The organism is Neisseria sp. HMSC064E01 (assembly GCF_001808875.1).
GTDB lineage: Bacteria > Pseudomonadota > Gammaproteobacteria > Burkholderiales > Neisseriaceae > Neisseria > Neisseria sicca_A.
In genome coordinates this window covers 41,768-56,099 of sequence record NZ_KV794950.1, presented here as the reverse complement: position 1 = coordinate 56,099, position 14,332 = coordinate 41,768, and the positions used below count along the sequence as shown (strand labels likewise).

Annotated in this window: 13 protein-coding genes and 1 pseudogene; 4 read left to right on the top strand and 10 right to left on the bottom strand. The window is 49.7% G+C overall.

Going from position 1 to position 14,332, the window contains the following annotated elements:
* Positions 1–45 precede the first annotated feature (45 nt).
* The 8 genes and pseudogenes from HMPREF2572_RS09550 to bfr (HMPREF2572_RS09520) all read right to left on the bottom strand — a co-directional run bounded on the left by HMPREF2572_RS09550 (position 46) and on the right by bfr (HMPREF2572_RS09520) (position 5,839).
* On the bottom strand, positions 46–528 hold the full coding sequence (locus tag HMPREF2572_RS09550; protein ID WP_070493953.1) for an acyl-CoA thioesterase: 483 nt from the start codon (positions 526–528) through the stop codon (positions 46–48).
* A 132-nt stretch (positions 529–660) separates the two neighbouring features.
* Positions 661–1,731: a magnesium/cobalt transporter CorA gene (gene corA, locus HMPREF2572_RS09545; RefSeq protein ID WP_070498040.1), complete on the bottom strand. Its 1,071-nt coding sequence runs from the start codon at positions 1,729–1,731 to the stop codon at positions 661–663.
* Between the two features lie 103 nt (positions 1,732–1,834).
* A complete protein-coding gene (gene trxB, locus HMPREF2572_RS09540) occupies positions 1,835–2,785 on the bottom strand; it encodes a thioredoxin-disulfide reductase (RefSeq protein WP_070498036.1) in 951 nt (316 codons plus the stop codon).
* A 95-nt stretch (positions 2,786–2,880) separates the two neighbouring features.
* Positions 2,881–3,075: pseudogene (locus HMPREF2572_RS15110) on the bottom strand (hypothetical protein); the annotation flags it as partial.
* A 132-nt stretch (positions 3,076–3,207) separates the two neighbouring features.
* Positions 3,208–3,762 carry a hypothetical protein gene (locus tag HMPREF2572_RS09535; protein ID WP_070498033.1) on the bottom strand — a complete coding sequence of 185 codons (555 nt, stop codon included), beginning with the start codon at positions 3,760–3,762 and terminating at the stop codon, positions 3,208–3,210.
* A gap of 126 nt (positions 3,763–3,888) precedes the next feature.
* Positions 3,889–4,395, bottom strand: a complete 507-nt coding sequence (locus HMPREF2572_RS09530) for a hypothetical protein (protein ID WP_070498030.1) — start codon at positions 4,393–4,395, stop codon at positions 3,889–3,891.
* A 483-nt stretch (positions 4,396–4,878) separates the two neighbouring features.
* Entirely contained in the window at positions 4,879–5,352 is a 474-nt protein-coding gene (gene bfr / locus HMPREF2572_RS09525) for a bacterioferritin (protein ID WP_070498027.1), read from the bottom strand.
* 22 nt (positions 5,353–5,374) lie between these two features.
* Complete coding sequence (bfr, locus tag HMPREF2572_RS09520; RefSeq protein WP_003755417.1) at positions 5,375–5,839, bottom strand: bacterioferritin; 465 nt, start codon at positions 5,837–5,839, stop codon at positions 5,375–5,377.
* A gap of 479 nt (positions 5,840–6,318) precedes the next feature.
* On the opposite strand from bfr (HMPREF2572_RS09520), the gene typA reads away from it, so the two are divergent.
* A complete protein-coding gene (typA, locus tag HMPREF2572_RS09515) occupies positions 6,319–8,130 on the top strand; it encodes a translational GTPase TypA (protein ID WP_070498024.1) in 1,812 nt (603 codons plus the stop codon).
* Between the two features lie 365 nt (positions 8,131–8,495).
* Here typA and HMPREF2572_RS09510 read toward each other — a convergent pair whose 3' ends face one another.
* A complete protein-coding gene (locus HMPREF2572_RS09510) occupies positions 8,496–9,065 on the bottom strand; it encodes a hypothetical protein (RefSeq protein ID WP_070498022.1) in 570 nt (189 codons plus the stop codon).
* Between the two features lie 118 nt (positions 9,066–9,183).
* A complete protein-coding gene (locus HMPREF2572_RS09505; RefSeq protein WP_148132320.1) occupies positions 9,184–10,611 on the bottom strand; it encodes an acyl-CoA dehydrogenase family protein in 1,428 nt (475 codons plus the stop codon).
* Between the two features lie 188 nt (positions 10,612–10,799).
* On the opposite strand from HMPREF2572_RS09505, the gene HMPREF2572_RS09500 reads away from it, so the two are divergent.
* The 3 genes from HMPREF2572_RS09500 to HMPREF2572_RS15105 all read left to right on the top strand — a co-directional run.
* Positions 10,800–11,492, top strand: a complete 693-nt coding sequence (locus HMPREF2572_RS09500) for a VIT1/CCC1 transporter family protein (protein WP_070498020.1) — start codon at positions 10,800–10,802, stop codon at positions 11,490–11,492.
* A gap of 138 nt (positions 11,493–11,630) precedes the next feature.
* Positions 11,631–12,692, top strand: coding sequence for a tetratricopeptide repeat protein (locus HMPREF2572_RS09495; RefSeq protein ID WP_210385304.1), 1,062 nt, complete (start codon positions 11,631–11,633; stop codon positions 12,690–12,692).
* A gap of 216 nt (positions 12,693–12,908) precedes the next feature.
* A partial coding sequence (locus HMPREF2572_RS15105; protein ID WP_246827802.1) for a transcription-repair coupling factor family protein occupies positions 12,909–14,332 on the top strand: 1,424 nt, incomplete at its 3' end.

Below are 14,332 nucleotides of genomic sequence, written 5' to 3'. Positions count from 1 at the left end.
CAACGCCGTACTGGTTTAAAGTTAATCCACTACATCCGTCCGTTTTCAGCATCCGCAAGAAGTTTCGTCCGATGTCTGAAGGCTCAAGGCTTTGCGTTTTTTAGCTTTTTCGTAACGGCAGCGTTGGCGTTCGGTGGTGATTTCCAGCGGTGGAACGGGAACGGGTTTGCCGTCTTCAACCGCGACCATGGTGAAATAGCAGCTATTGGTATGGCGCACTTCGCCGGTGCGGATGTTTTGTGCTTCGACACGGATACCGATTTCCATGGAAGTTCTGCCTGTGTAGTTGACGCTGGAGTAAAAAGTCACCAAGTCGCCGACGTGTATCGGCTCTTTAAACAAGACTTTATCGACAGACAGGGTAACGCAATAATTACCGCTGTAACGGCTGGCGCAGGAATAGGCAACTTGGTCGAGCAGGCGCAAAAGTTCGCCGCCGTGGACGTTGCCACTGAAATTGGCAGTGTCCGGCATCATCAGCTCGGACATGATGAGTTCGTGTGAAGGGAGTTGGCGGGCTTGTTCCATGATGTTCCTCTTTTTGAAATAAATGTTTGTGTTGAAACGGGCGATCTGTGAGTGGTTTGAATGGTTTCAGACGACCTTAATAACGAGTGTATTTAATCTATGAATATACGGCAATTGGAATTTTTTATGGGTTTATAACCATTTTCTGCGCGAGAAGAAAATCAGCAACCCGACGATGATGCACAGCATCACACCTAAAACGATAAAATAGCCGTAATGCCAATGCAGCTCGGGCATGTTGTCGAAGTTCATGCCGTAAATGCCGGTGATGACGGTCAGCGGCATGAAGATGATGGTGATCACGGTCAGGACGCGCATTTGCTGGTTCATCCGGTTGGACTGGAAGGAAAGGTAGATGTCCATCATGCTCAACACCATGTCGCGCGAGGCGTCGAGCGATTCGATAAGCTGCATGATATGGTCGTACACGTCGCGCAGATAGACGGTGGACTCGCCTTTGAAAATGGCAAAATCGCCGCGCACGGCAAGCTGATAGAAGACATCGCGCAAGGGCAAAAGCGTGCGGCGCAGGCGGACTGCATCTCGCTTGAGTCGGTGGATTTTACCGAGAATGTCGCTGTTTTCGTTTTTAAACAAGGATTTGTCTATGGCTTCGACGCGGTTGTTGTACTCTTCCAAGACGATGAAATAGTCGTCGACAATGCGGTCGAGCAGGCAATAGGCGAGGAAGGCTGTGTTTTTGCCGAGGATACCACGCGGGTTTTCGCTCATTTGACGGCGTAACTGACTGAACAGTCCCAGCGGTTTTTGCTGGAACGACAACACGAAATCTTTGCCGATAATCAGATACACCTGGTCGGAATTCAGTTTGCCGGCGGCGGTGTAGTGGTAAACCTGCGCGGCGATAAACAGATAATTGCCGTAGTCTTCGATTTTGGGGCGCTGTTTGCGGCTGAGGATGTCTTCGATGACCAGCTCGTGGATGCCGTAAGGTTCCAGCGCGTGTTTGAGCAGCGCGGCGTTGTTGATGCCGACAAAGTGCAGCCAGTTAATCTGCCCCGCTTGCGGGCGGGCGATGTCGGGCAGTTTTTTGCCTGCGAGATAATCGTGTTGGGCAAACGTATCGGCGGAATAAAGCGTCTGATGGATGGCAGAACGCGGCGCGTTGTCGGTATTGCTGCGCGGGACGGTTTGGTCTTGCGGGATTTCGGCTGCGGATGCGCTGTTGGGCTGTTTGCTCATAAAATGGGATAAGGCTGGATGGATAATGTATTTTTATATTGTGAAAAAGGTCGTCTGAAAGGTTCAGACGACCTTTATGCTTTAGAAAACCGTTTCGGATGTTTTACAACCCTTGGCGGTCGAGCCAGCGTTCGGCATCAAGTGCGGCTTGGCAACCTGAGGCTGCGCTGGTGATGGCTTGGCGGTAGGTATGGTCTTTGACGTCGCCTGCCGCCCATACGCCTTCGATATTGGTCGCGCCGACGTTGTCGCCCGTACCGCCTTTAGTTTTCAGGTAGCCGGTTTCGTCCATATCGAGCTGACCTTTGAAAATGTCGGTGTTGGGCTTATGACCGATGGCGATGAACACGCCTTTGACGGCGATGTCTTCGGTAGTGCCGTCGTTGTGTTTCAGACGGGCCCCGGTAACGCCGCCTTCGTCGCCCAAGACTTCATCCAGATTGCTGTTGAGCTTGAGGATGATTTTGCCTTCTTCAACGCGCTGCATGAGTTTGTCCACCATGATTTTTTCGGCGCGGAAGCTGTCGCGGCGGTGAATCAGGGTAACGGTATTGGCGATATTGGCGAGGTAAAGGGCTTCCTCTACGGCAGTATTGCCGCCGCCGACGACTGCCACGTCTTGTTGTTTATAGAAGAAACCGTCGCAGGTCGCGCAGGCGGATACGCCTTTGCCCGCAAAGGTTTCTTCGCTGGGCAGCCCCAGATATTTGGCGGATGCACCGGTAGCGACGATTAGCGCGTCGCAAGTGTATTCGCCCGTATCGCCTTTGAGGGTGAAGGGTCGGTTTTGCAAATCGACGGTGTGGATTTGGTCGAAAATCATTTCGGTGCCGAAGCGTTCGGCATGGGCAAGGAAGCGTGCCATCAGTTCCGGGCCTTGTACGCCTTCGGCGTCGGCGGGCCAGTTGTCGACTTCGGTGGTGGTCATCAGTTGTCCGCCCTGTTCGACACCGGTGATGATGACGGGTTTGAGGTTGGCGCGGGCGGCATAGACGGCGGCGGTGTAGCCGGCGGGGCCTGAACCGAGAATGATGAGTTTGTGATGGTTGCTCATGATGTTTTCCTTACTGAGAGATTGAGTGTGTTTCAGACGAGGTAGATTTTACTTGAAACTCAGGTCGTCTGAAAATGTAGATGCCCCCCTTTTTTCTTTTGATAAAGGGTATTGACTGAAGGCATCTTATATAGTGGATTAACTTTAAACCAGTACGGCGTTGCCTCGCCTTAAGCTCAAAGAGAACGATTCTCTAAGGTGCTGAAGCACCCAAGTGAATGGTTCCGTACTATCTGTACTGTCTGCGGCCTCGTCGGCTTGTCCTGATTTAAATTTAATCCACTATATTTTATGGCTAGGGATAAACAAAGGTCGTCTGAATTTTCAGACGACCTTCATCTGTTTTAATCGGCAAATACATTGTCTTTCCTAATAACCATTCTTTGCCGAATCGGAAACTCGTTTTAAAAAACCAGATGGCTTTAGCGGCGGCGACCAAAACCGCGGCTCATTGGACGGCGATGGTTGGACGGCTGCTGGGTTGTTTGGCGGTAACGTTGCTGTTGTGCCGCCTGTTGTTGTGCAGGCAGGCTGCGGGTATTGAGTTGCTGGCTGGTACGGCTGTTAGGACGCGCGGTTTGATAATAATTGGCGCGTGCGCGTTGGGCAATCGGGCTGTTTTGATTACGCGCTTGTGTGAATTTGTTTGCCAGCGCGTTACCGATGAATGCGCCTGCCGCTGTACCAACCAAGCTTTGCAGCAGCCAGCTGCCAGTGGATTGGTCGTAAATATATTGTTGTCCGTCTGTTCCGGTCACAGGCTGACCATTGTTGCCGTTGGCTTGCGCTTCAGCAGGAATAGTATCTTTCACACCTTCCGGCGTGAGTTGGTAAATCGTATTGTCTTGTTGTTGGGCAAGTTGCTGCTGAAGCGCTTCGATTTGTTTTTGCTGCTGTTCAAGCTGGGCTTGGGTATTGTCTTTGCAGGCGGCAAGAGCAAGTGAGGAAAGTGCGGCTAAGGCAATGAGTTTTTTCATTTTTTTATCCTTTTTTGAAGTGGTATTGTCCAAGCCGAGCGTTATCGGCAAACTGCGCGTCAATATACTGCGCCTTGCCGTGGTATATGGTGCAAATTTGATTTTTATCAAGTGCGTCAAAATGGTTTACAAAGGCAGGCGGGGAAGTTTGGCTGCGAAAGCAAGGCTGTTGGCAATCAGGCTGCCATGATTTTCCATTTCGTGTTCGGTTTCAACAATCAGCAAGTTATCAGGGCGACGGGCATGCAGGCTCATGTGCATTTGAGCGGGGGTAAATGGAAGATGATGACGCTTGGCAAAAGCTTGGGCACGTTGGTTGGCAGTTTTCAGCATAGGCAACAACGTGATATCCAAATGAAAACGTTGCACACCCAATACCAAGATACGCGCGGCAAAAAAGTCGGCTTCTTCCGTAAAGACAGCAGGGCTGCCTGCTTCAAAATCGTGTCTTTCCACTGCAATCAAAGTGGCAACCATACGGATTTGCGGAATCAATGCCTCGCTGATCAGCGTATCTACGCTGCCCGGCAAAGTTTGGATATTTGATGTGTGGTGATGGCTGTTGCCGTCAACAATCATTTGGCAGCGGTGTAAAGGAAGCATTTTTGTTTGGGCGTTTATGGACGGGGTCATGGCTGTAATCCTGATTAAGTTGCGGGTTATTTCACATTTCAATTGATGCGGCCATGTGCAGGTAACAAAAAAGCCGCTCAAATGAGGCGGCTCTGATTTGCGTATCCCTATCTCTAATCTGTTTCAGACAAGCGCAAAAAAGTACCGCACGTTTGTGTGGTACCAATAGAAGAAAGCAGATGAATGATGCGCTGTTTGCATGACAGAATACATTAAATAATGGAATAGATAATGTCCGCAGTTTAAAACAAAAATTCTAAATATTTCAAGAGCAGCAAGGAAAATAATACAAAAATATTTATAACTTATTAATATTAATTGATTTTATTTTTTTTTTAAAACCATATACACTCCATATTCAGCCATTAACAAGGCAGGAAAACCGGTCCTTTTACTCAAAAAACTTAAAAGAAAAACGGCATATCCGAAAAGATATGCCGTTTATGGGTGCAGGGACTGCTATATTTGGCAGTGGTTTGTGTTTTAGTCCTCTTGCGCCGCTGTTTGCAGGTAGTTCGGCAAACCGACTTTGCCGATCAGTTCCTGCTGGGTTTCGAGCCAGTCGATGTGTTCTTCGTTGATGTCTTTTTGTTTTTCCAACAAATCACGGCTGACGTAGTCTTGCTGTTGTTCCGCGACGGCGATGGCAGCGATGAGGGCATCGTGTTTTTCCTGTTCTTTCGTCAAATCGCAGGACAGGATTTCCTCAGTTGATTCGCCGATCAGCAGTTTGCCCAATTCTTGCAGGTTAGGCAGGCCTTCCAAGAACAAAATACGCTCGATTAAATCGTCTGCGGATTTCATTTCGCGGATGGACTGTTTGAAGAAATGTTCGCCCAATTCTTCAAAGCCCCAGTTTTTCAAAATGCGGGCATGAAGGAAATATTGGTTGATGGTAACCAAGAGCAAGCCCAAGTTTTTGTTCAGCTCACGGATAACTAAGCGATCGCCTTTCATTTTCAGCTCCTTATACGCTTAATTACAGTTGGCTTTGGTAGTAGTTGCCTTCGCCGACGAGTTCGATCAGGCGCAGTTGTTGTTCCAGCCAGTGCGCGTGATCTTCTTCAGTGTCTTTCAACTGGGCAATCATCAAATCACGGGTAACGTAGTCTTGTGCTTCTTCGCACAGTTTGATGCCTTTTTTCAATGCATCGCGCACTTCGTATTCGGTGTTCAAATCCGCTTTCAGGCAGGAAATCACGTCGGTACCGATGTTCAGTTCGGCACGGGTCATTTTAGGTGTACCGCCCAGCATCAGGATACGGCGGATGAAGTCTTCGGCATGGGTAGTTTCTTCTTCCATCTCATGATTCAAACGCTCGAATAGTTTGTTGTAGCCCCATTCGGAGTACAGGCGTGAGTGGATGAAGTATTGATCGCGTGCAGCCAGCTCGCCGGACAACAGTTCGTTCATATAATCGATAACAGCTTGATTGCCTTGCATAATTCTTTCTCTTTCTTTGAAATTGTAAAGTGTCTGTAAAAAACATTGCGTGTTGTTTCTTGATGGCTGAATTGTATGAAAAAGCCTGACGCTTGACAAATTTTCTATTTAAAATACAAACAATTATCAAAAGAAACAGAAGCCTTAAAAGGTCGTCTGAAAATTCAATACCTTGTTTTATATAGATATTTGTTGCCATTGGTATTAAGAATCCATTTCAACATTCAAAAACATTTACACTCTTTAACCATAAATAAAAGCAAATAAATTACAAAACCCAATCAAATTTTATTATTAATTATTCTCAAATGCTTTTATCGTCAAACTGTGCCGCAGTACGCATATAGTGAATGACGGTTGAACCAGGACAAACGCCGTACCGATTCAAATTTAATCTACTACCCCTCCGTCCGATAAGATGAACCGTGATATAATTGCGAGTTACTTTTTGATAAAAATCATTTGAAATACATATCACCATGAAACAAATTCGCAACATTGCCATCATCGCCCACGTCGACCACGGCAAAACCACATTAGTTGACCAACTGCTGCGCCAATCCGGTACATTCCGCGCCAACCAGCAGGTTGACGAGCGCGTGATGGACAGCAACGACCTTGAAAAAGAACGCGGCATTACCATCCTCGCCAAAAACACCGCCATCGATTACGAAGGCTACCACATCAACATCGTCGACACTCCGGGACACGCCGACTTCGGCGGCGAGGTGGAGCGCGTTTTGGGTATGGTGGACTGCGTCGTATTGTTGGTGGATGCGCAGGAAGGCCCGATGCCGCAAACCCGTTTCGTGACCAAAAAAGCCTTGGCTTTGGGGCTGAAACCGATCGTCGTCATCAATAAAATCGACAAACCGTCCGCCCGTCCGAGCTGGGTCATCGACCAAACTTTCGAACTCTTCGACAACTTGGGCGCAACCGACGAGCAATTGGACTTCCCGATAGTCTATGCTTCCGGTCTCTCCGGTTTCGCCAAACTGGAGGAAACCGACGAGAGCAACGACATGCGTCCGCTGTTCGACACCATCTTAAAACACACTCCCGCACCGAGCGGCAGCGCGGACGAAACGCTGCAACTGCAAATTTCCCAACTCGACTACGACAACTACACCGGCCGTCTCGGCATCGGCCGCATCCTGAATGGCCGTATCAAACCCGGCCAAGTCGTTGCCGTGATGAACCACGATCAACAAATCGCCCAAGGCCGCATCAACCAGCTTTTGGGTTTCAAAGGTTTGGAGCGCGTACCGCTTGAAGAAGCCGAAACCGGCGACATCGTGATTATTTCCGGTATCGAAGACATCGGTATCGGTGTAACCATTACCGACAAAGACAACCCCAAAGGTTTGCCGATGTTGAGCGTGGACGAACCGACGCTGACCATGGACTTTATGGTAAACACCAGCCCGCTGGCGGGTACCGAAGGCAAATTCGTGACCAGCCGCCAAATCCGCGACCGCCTGCAAAAAGAATTGCTGACCAACGTCGCCCTGCGCATGGAAGATACCGCCGATGCCGACGTGTTCCGCGTATCCGGACGCGGCGAACTGCACCTGACCATTTTGCTGGAAAACATGCGCCGCGAAGGTTTTGAACTGGCAGTCGGCAAGCCGCGCGTCGTGTACCGCGACATCGACGGTCAAAAATGCGAACCGTATGAAAACCTGACCGTGGACGTACCGGACGAAAACCAAGGCGCGGTAATGGAAGAACTCGGCCGCCGCCGCGGCGAACTGACCAATATGGAAAGCGACGGCAACGGCCGTACCCGCCTCGAATACCATATTCCCGCGCGCGGCTTGATCGGTTTCCAAGGCGAATTCATGACCCTGACGCGCGGTGTCGGCCTAATGAGCCATGTGTTTGACGACTACGCGCCTGTAAAACCGGATATGCCCGGCCGCCACAACGGCGTACTGATTTCCCAAGAGCAAGGCGAAGCCGTCGCTTATGCCTTATGGAATCTGGAAGACCGAGGCCGTATGTTCGTGTCGCCCAACGACAAAATCTACGAAGGCATGATTATCGGCATCCACAGCCGCGACAACGATTTGGTGGTCAACCCGCTCAAAGGTAAAAAACTCACCAACATCCGCGCCAGCGGCACCGACGAAGCCGTGCGCCTGACTACCCCGATCAAGCTGACGCTGGAAGGCGCGGTCGAGTTTATCGACGATGACGAACTCGTTGAAATCACGCCGCAGTCCATCCGTCTGCGTAAGCGTTACCTGAGTGAACTGGAACGCCGCCGCCACTTTAAAAAGCTGGATTGATTCCACTAGGCTGTTGATGAAATGAAAAAAGGTCGTCTGAAATTTTCAGACGACCTTTTTATTGTTCGCTATTTGTTCCCGTACAAAATTGCCGTTTAATTTCCGATTTAACTCAGCCTTATTCGCAGAAAAAATATAGTGGGTTAACTTTAAACCAGGACGGCGTTGCCTCGCCTTAAGCTCAAAGAGAACGATTCTCTAAGGTGCTGAAGCACCCAGTGAATCGGTTCCGTACTATCCGTACTGTCTGCGGCTTCGTCGTCTCGTCCTGATTTAGTTAATCCACTATAAAAAACAGTCGGGTTTGATTTTCAGCCACTCAAAGTCAGAAATACCTTTCAGTCAACCTGAATCAGTTGCGGCGGCTATTTGTTTTCGCCGTATTTATCATGCAGATTTCGGATTTCTTCTTTCAACCATTCATCCCAATCGGGGCATAAACAGCGGAGCTCTTTGTTCCAATACAGACAGTCCCAAGCCATGCTGCGCGAGGCTTCGGTATCGCGCTCAAACATTCGGGCGACAAAAGGTTCGAGCGTTTGCGCGCTTTTGAACATACCGCCGTATTCTCCGTAAGTGCGGCAGGTTTCGGGATGGAGCATTTCCATCAGCGTTTCAATGTCGCTCTGCAACGCAAGCCATGAACCGTTTGACTCGTCCAGCCCGAGCACATCGCGCAGCCAATGTTTGATGTTTTCCAAAGCTTGAAAACGCGGGTCATGCCACAGCAGGCGCAGGGCGGCAAGCTGACTTTCGGCTTCCGTCCGACCTTGCGGGTTTTCATGATCAAAAAGGAAAACGAGTTCGTACAACGCACGATTGCGCTGCTTTTCCGGCAGCGCAAGTAAGATGTCGCAGACTTGTTCGGAAGTCTGCCAAAGAGGAAGTTTGGAGAGGGTCATGGGCTTTGAGGTCGTCTGAAAGTCAATAAACATGACTAAATCAATTGATTCATTTGATTTTCGTAACGAAGCTGCTTTTGAATTGAAAATATGAAAATCCGCCCGAGGTCGTCTGAAAACCGATTTCAGACGACCTCTCTGCCTTAAACCATCAACCGCAATATCGGCAGTCCAATATGTCTTTGCGGATGTCGTTCAACAGGAAGGCTGCGGTGTCTTCGTGTTCCGCCTGTACGAAGACGAAGAGTCGGGCGATGATTTTGCCGATAAAGACTTTTTGCAAGGCGCAGGCGTCGGTCAGGGTGCGTTCCTGTAGGAAGCCGCGGATGTCTTCGGGTAAAGTGTAATCGCGGGCAACGGCGGCAAAGCGTGCGTCGGTTTGCAGACGGTCAAGCAGGGTTTGGTTTTTGTCCAACTTAATGCCTGCTTCTTTTTCTTCGGCGGTGGCGCGGACGAACTGGTCGTAAATTTCGGCATAAAGCATATCGTTCGGACCTTCGAAGATGGTGAAGGGGCGGATGTCGATAGCGATATTGCTGGCGGTGTGTCCGCGTTCAAAACCCTTCGCGCCCAAGAGTTTTTGCAACATTTGGGCGGCGGCGTAAGTGTATTCCGTGGCGAGGGTTTTGATGATGTTTGCCTCCATCAGCTGATGGGCGACGGGGGCAACGGGCGAAACGGAATGGCAGACGTAGCGGTAAAGAATCTCGGAAACCTGATGGCGGCGTTGGATTTCGCGGCGTTCGTAATCGACAAATTTGATGTCGTTGCGGACGTATCGGTTCAGGTTGTCAAGGATGTATTCCATGATGCCGTGCGTCATGCCGATCAGTTGCAGGCGGCTGCGGATAAAGATGTTTTGGAACGCGCGCAAACCGGCGGCGTCGCTCTGGGAGAGTTTCATAACGGCGGCGGCGGGCATTTCGGCATCAATGCGGTTGACGGCGTAACGGACGGCGCGCAGGCCTTCGGATGCGAGGGCTTCGTAGCGGATGTATTGCTTGGGAACGAGCAACAGGTTGATGACTTTGGAGAGTTTGCCGTTTTTGCGCTCTTTGGCGGCGACGAGGAGAAAGTCGCTTTGCGAGTTGCCCTGCCAATATTTCGCGGCGTTGACGTAAATCGTTTGTTCGTCGATGTATTCGTAGTAGGACTGCATTTCGCGGGCAATCGCCGCGCCGGAGGTTTCGGGTTCGGTAATGCCCAAACCGCCGCCCTCGCCTTTGAAAACCATGCCCAAACCTTGCTCGACTTGCGCTTCGTCGCCGAACTCTTGCAGAGGCTGCAACACCAGTGCGCCTTCGATGCCGGTACGTAGGGTAACGGGCACGCCGTAATGCCCCGCAATCCGCAGGACTTCTTGGATTTCAAACTGGCTGCCCTTGCGGCCGCCGTGTTTTTTGTCGAGGAAGGGCAACAGCAAACCCGCCTGCTTCAAGGCAAGCCATTTGTCTTCGGGCAGGTATTGCATGAGGTTGAGGTCGTCTGAAAAAATGCGGCAGAATGCGGATTCGATATGCTTTAAAAAAGCAGCCGTGTCCATAGTTGACGGCTGCGCGCTTGATTCGGTGTGTGTCATCATGATTCTCGGTTAATCGGCAGTTATTAGAGTTTAGAGCTAAATTTCTAGGATTTATACCACAAACCCGTTTAAGCGACAATGATTATCAAGTGTGGACGGATTTTCAGCGTGCAAACACATGATTACGCCGCCCCGATAAACCGATACGGTGCTACCATAACGCAAAACACCGCCGGAACACTGCTATGTATTCACAACACAGCGAACGCCATTTCAGCAACCGCAACAACTGGCTGCGCGCGAGCGTATTGGGCGCGAACGACGGCCTGATTTCTACCGCCTCGCTGCTGACCGGCGTTGCGGCCGCCGCCCCCGATTTCCAAACCCTGCTGTTGACGGGCGTTTCGGCGCTTATCGGGGGCGCAGTCTCGATGGCGGCGGGGGAATACGTTTCCGTATCCAGCCAGTCGGACACGGAAAAAGCCGATTTGCACAAAGAACGCCACGAATTGGAAGCCAATCCCGATGCCGAACTGGCAGAACTGACCGAAATTTACCGCCGCCGCGGTTTGTCCGACGCGCTTGCCGCCGAAGTCGCGCAAGCATTGATGGAACACGACGCGCTCTCCGCCCATGCCCGCGACGAAATCGGCATCACCGAAACCTCTGCCGCCCAACCCATGCAGGCCGCGCTGGCTTCTGCCGCTTCATTTTGTGCCGGCGCAATTTTGCCTTTACTGGTTGCATTGACAGCTTCTAGTGCCATTGTTCCGGCCTTGGCAGTTTCCACTTTGTGCGGACTGGCATTACTGGGTTATGTCTCCGCCAAACTGGGCGGCGCGCCTGTCGTTCCCGCCGTTTTGCGCGTGTGCCTGTGGGGCGTTGCGGCATTGGTGATAACCGGATTTATTGGAAAACTGGCAGGCATGGCCGTCTGATTGTAAGGCCTTATACTCTTTTAAACCTGTATCCAGTAAAATTGAAAATTGAGCGGTTAGATTTCATGAGAATTTTGCAAAATAGAATAGAAATTTGACCGCTTGTGATCGTACTAGCTTCCGTCAACATAACCAATCATGACATACCCAATTGCTACGATAATTGCTTCAATAGCATTAAATTTATCGCTAAATCTTTCTGAAAATGTGAAAGTTTATTTAACAGAGCATAATCAAACGCCTATGTTTAAAACATTATTTAATTCATTGAGTGAAAAAGTGAATAAGCCTGAAAAGCTGTTATCTCTTGCGAATCAAGATTTCGAGCAAGGATTCGATTATCAATATGGGCTTTCAACTATCATGGATCGCCAAAAAGCGAATGCGCATTTTGAGCAAGCTGCACTTAAAGGCAATCTGGAGGCAAAATTTTTCCTTTCATTAAATTTCTTGCAACAAGGCCAGCGGGATAAGGCTCTTCAATATGCGCAAGAAGCAGTGGCTGAAGGGAGTGAAATTGCCAAATATGCTTTAGCAAATTGGTGGTTAGCTAAAAATGAGGCTAAATATCGCACGCTGAAACAAGAAGCATTAAAAGCCATGACAGAGGCACAAAATAAAGGCGATTTGCATTATGTAATATTCCTTGCCAATGAATATTATTACGGCTTAAATGGAATGCCTGTCGATTTAGATAAAGCGATTCATTACTATGAATTGGCGGCTCAGCAAGGTAATGCAGTCGCCTTAGAAGAATTAGGAAAAATTTATCTTGAAGAGTTGCATGATTTGGATAAGGCTGAAACCTATTTATTACAAGCAGCTGAGAAAAATAATGCCGAAGCACAATATTTACTAGGCGATGCCGTTTATACCGAAAAAGAAGATGAGAAAAACATACTTTATTGGGTAGAAAAGGCAGCGGAGAATCAGCATATTTCAGCTATACTTAAACTGGCAAACTATTATGTTGGAAAAAAAGAATATGACCAAGCGCTTTATTATGTGAAAAAAGGTGTTGCCTTAAATCATGAAGACGCTTTGATTGCGATGGCTGAATTCTATGAATATGGGCTCGGTATGCTACAAGATGATGAAAAAGCGTTAACTTATTATAAAAAATCGAATGAGATTTTGAAGGATAAATGGTTGATGGATAAAATTAAAATGTTGGAAGCAAAAATCAAAGATAAAAAATAGTCTAAAGCGTGGTTAAATTCCCCAACCTATGTTGCTTGTTTAGCAGAAGATTTAAAGCGGTTCGCTGTATTGATTGAACCTAAAAAACATGGGGAAATACTGAACTTTTGACTTGGATCATCGGTGCAGTCATTTTATTTGATTGCTAAGGCCGTCTGAAAATTTTTCAGACGGCCTATGGTTCTTGTATTTACTTATTACAAACTGTTTTTTGTCATGACCTATCTGATTCCCAAACCCCGTGAAAAATCCCGTTGGCTCAATCTTTCGCAAGGCTCGCTACCGCTGGCTTTGGCGCGATATCTGCCGCATAAGCAGCTCAAGGTTGTCTTGACCCAAGATGCGGAACAGGCGCTACGCCTTCAGACGGCCTGGCTGTTTTTCCGTCCGCATGATACGGCGGTGTTCCTGCCGGACTGGGAAACGCTGCCTTACGAGCGTTTTTCGCCGCATCAGGATTTGGTATCGGAGCGCTTGTCGGCGTTGTGGCAGATTAAGAGCGGCGCGGCGGACGTGTTGTTTGTGCCGGTTGCCACGGCGATGCAGAAGCTGCCGCCCGTGCCGTTTCTGGCGGGGCGCACGTTTTGGCTGAAAACCGGGCAGACTTTGGATATAGGCCGTCTGAAAACCGATTTGGTGGATGCTGGCTACAACCATGTTTCCCATGTTGTCGCGGCGGGCGAGTTTGCCGTGCGCGGCGGCATTGTCGATTTGTTCCCGATGGGCAGCGAAATGCCTTATCGCATCGATTTGTTCGACGATGAAATCGACAGCATTAAAACCTTCGATACCGAAACGCAGCGCACCATCTCGCCCGTTTCCGAAATCCGCCTGCTGCCGGCGCACGAGTTCCCCACCGACAGCGAGGCGCAGAAAATCTTCCGCAGCCGCTTCCGCGAGGAAGTCGATGGCAATCCAAACAATGCCGCCGTGTACAAAGCCGTCAGCAACGGCCACTTCGGCGCGGGCGTGGAATACTATCTGCCGCTGTTTTTTGAAAACGAGCTGGAAACGTTGTTTGACTATATCGGCGAAGATGCGCTGTTTGTCTCTTTGGGCGATGTTCACGCCGAGGCAAACCGCTTTTGGAGCGACGTCAAATCGCGTTACGCCATGGCGCAGGGCGACGAAACCTATCCGCCTTTGCTTCCACAGCATTTGTATCTCTCTGCCGATGTATTCGCAGGTCGTCTGAAAAACTACGGACAAGTGCTGCCCGATGTTTCCGGCAAGGAACACACCCTGCCCGACCTTGCCGTCAACCGCCAGTCCGACGAGCCTTTGCAAGCATTGAAGGATTTTCAGACGACCTTTGACGGACGGATTTTGCTGTGCGCCGAAAGTCTGGGACGGCGCGAAACCATGCTCGGCTTCTTGCAGCAAAACGGTTTGAAGGCCAAACCTGTATCCGACTGGCAAGGCTTTTTATCGGCGCACGAGCCGCTGATGATTACGGTCGCGCCGTTGGCATACGGATTCAAACTGGGCGGGCTGCAATCTCCGAGCCAACAGCAACCTACTCCCGCCGCCGAGGGAGAAGACAAAGCGGTTGCCGACCAAACCGAATTTTCCGCAGCCGCAACAAACCCTCTCCCTAGCCCTCTCCCGCAGGAGAGGGAACAAAGTGCCGCCGCCGTTTC

Excerpts from the sequence above, each read along its gene's own strand:
- HMPREF2572_RS09550 (WP_070493953.1), bottom strand. The coding sequence starts at position 528 with ATGGAACAAGCCCGCCAACTCCCTTCACACGAACTCATCATGTCCGAG.
- corA (WP_070498040.1), bottom strand. The coding sequence starts at position 1,731 with ATGAGCAAACAGCCCAACAGCGCATCCGCAGCCGAAATCCCGCAAGAC.
- trxB (WP_070498036.1), bottom strand. The coding sequence starts at position 2,785 with ATGAGCAACCATCACAAACTCATCATTCTCGGTTCAGGCCCCGCCGGC.
- HMPREF2572_RS09535 (WP_070498033.1), bottom strand. The coding sequence starts at position 3,762 with ATGAAAAAACTCATTGCCTTAGCCGCACTTTCCTCACTTGCTCTTGCC.
- HMPREF2572_RS09530 (WP_070498030.1), bottom strand. The coding sequence starts at position 4,395 with ATGACCCCGTCCATAAACGCCCAAACAAAAATGCTTCCTTTACACCGC.
- bfr (WP_070498027.1), bottom strand. The coding sequence starts at position 5,352 with ATGAAAGGCGATCGCTTAGTTATCCGTGAGCTGAACAAAAACTTGGGC.
- bfr (WP_003755417.1), bottom strand. The coding sequence starts at position 5,839 with ATGCAAGGCAATCAAGCTGTTATCGATTATATGAACGAACTGTTGTCC.
- typA (WP_070498024.1), top strand. The coding sequence starts at position 6,319 with ATGAAACAAATTCGCAACATTGCCATCATCGCCCACGTCGACCACGGC.
- HMPREF2572_RS09510 (WP_070498022.1), bottom strand. The coding sequence starts at position 9,065 with ATGTTTATTGACTTTCAGACGACCTCAAAGCCCATGACCCTCTCCAAA.
- HMPREF2572_RS09505 (WP_148132320.1), bottom strand. The coding sequence starts at position 10,611 with ATGACACACACCGAATCAAGCGCGCAGCCGTCAACTATGGACACGGCT.
- HMPREF2572_RS09500 (WP_070498020.1), top strand. The coding sequence starts at position 10,800 with ATGTATTCACAACACAGCGAACGCCATTTCAGCAACCGCAACAACTGG.
- HMPREF2572_RS09495 (WP_210385304.1), top strand. The coding sequence starts at position 11,631 with ATGACATACCCAATTGCTACGATAATTGCTTCAATAGCATTAAATTTA.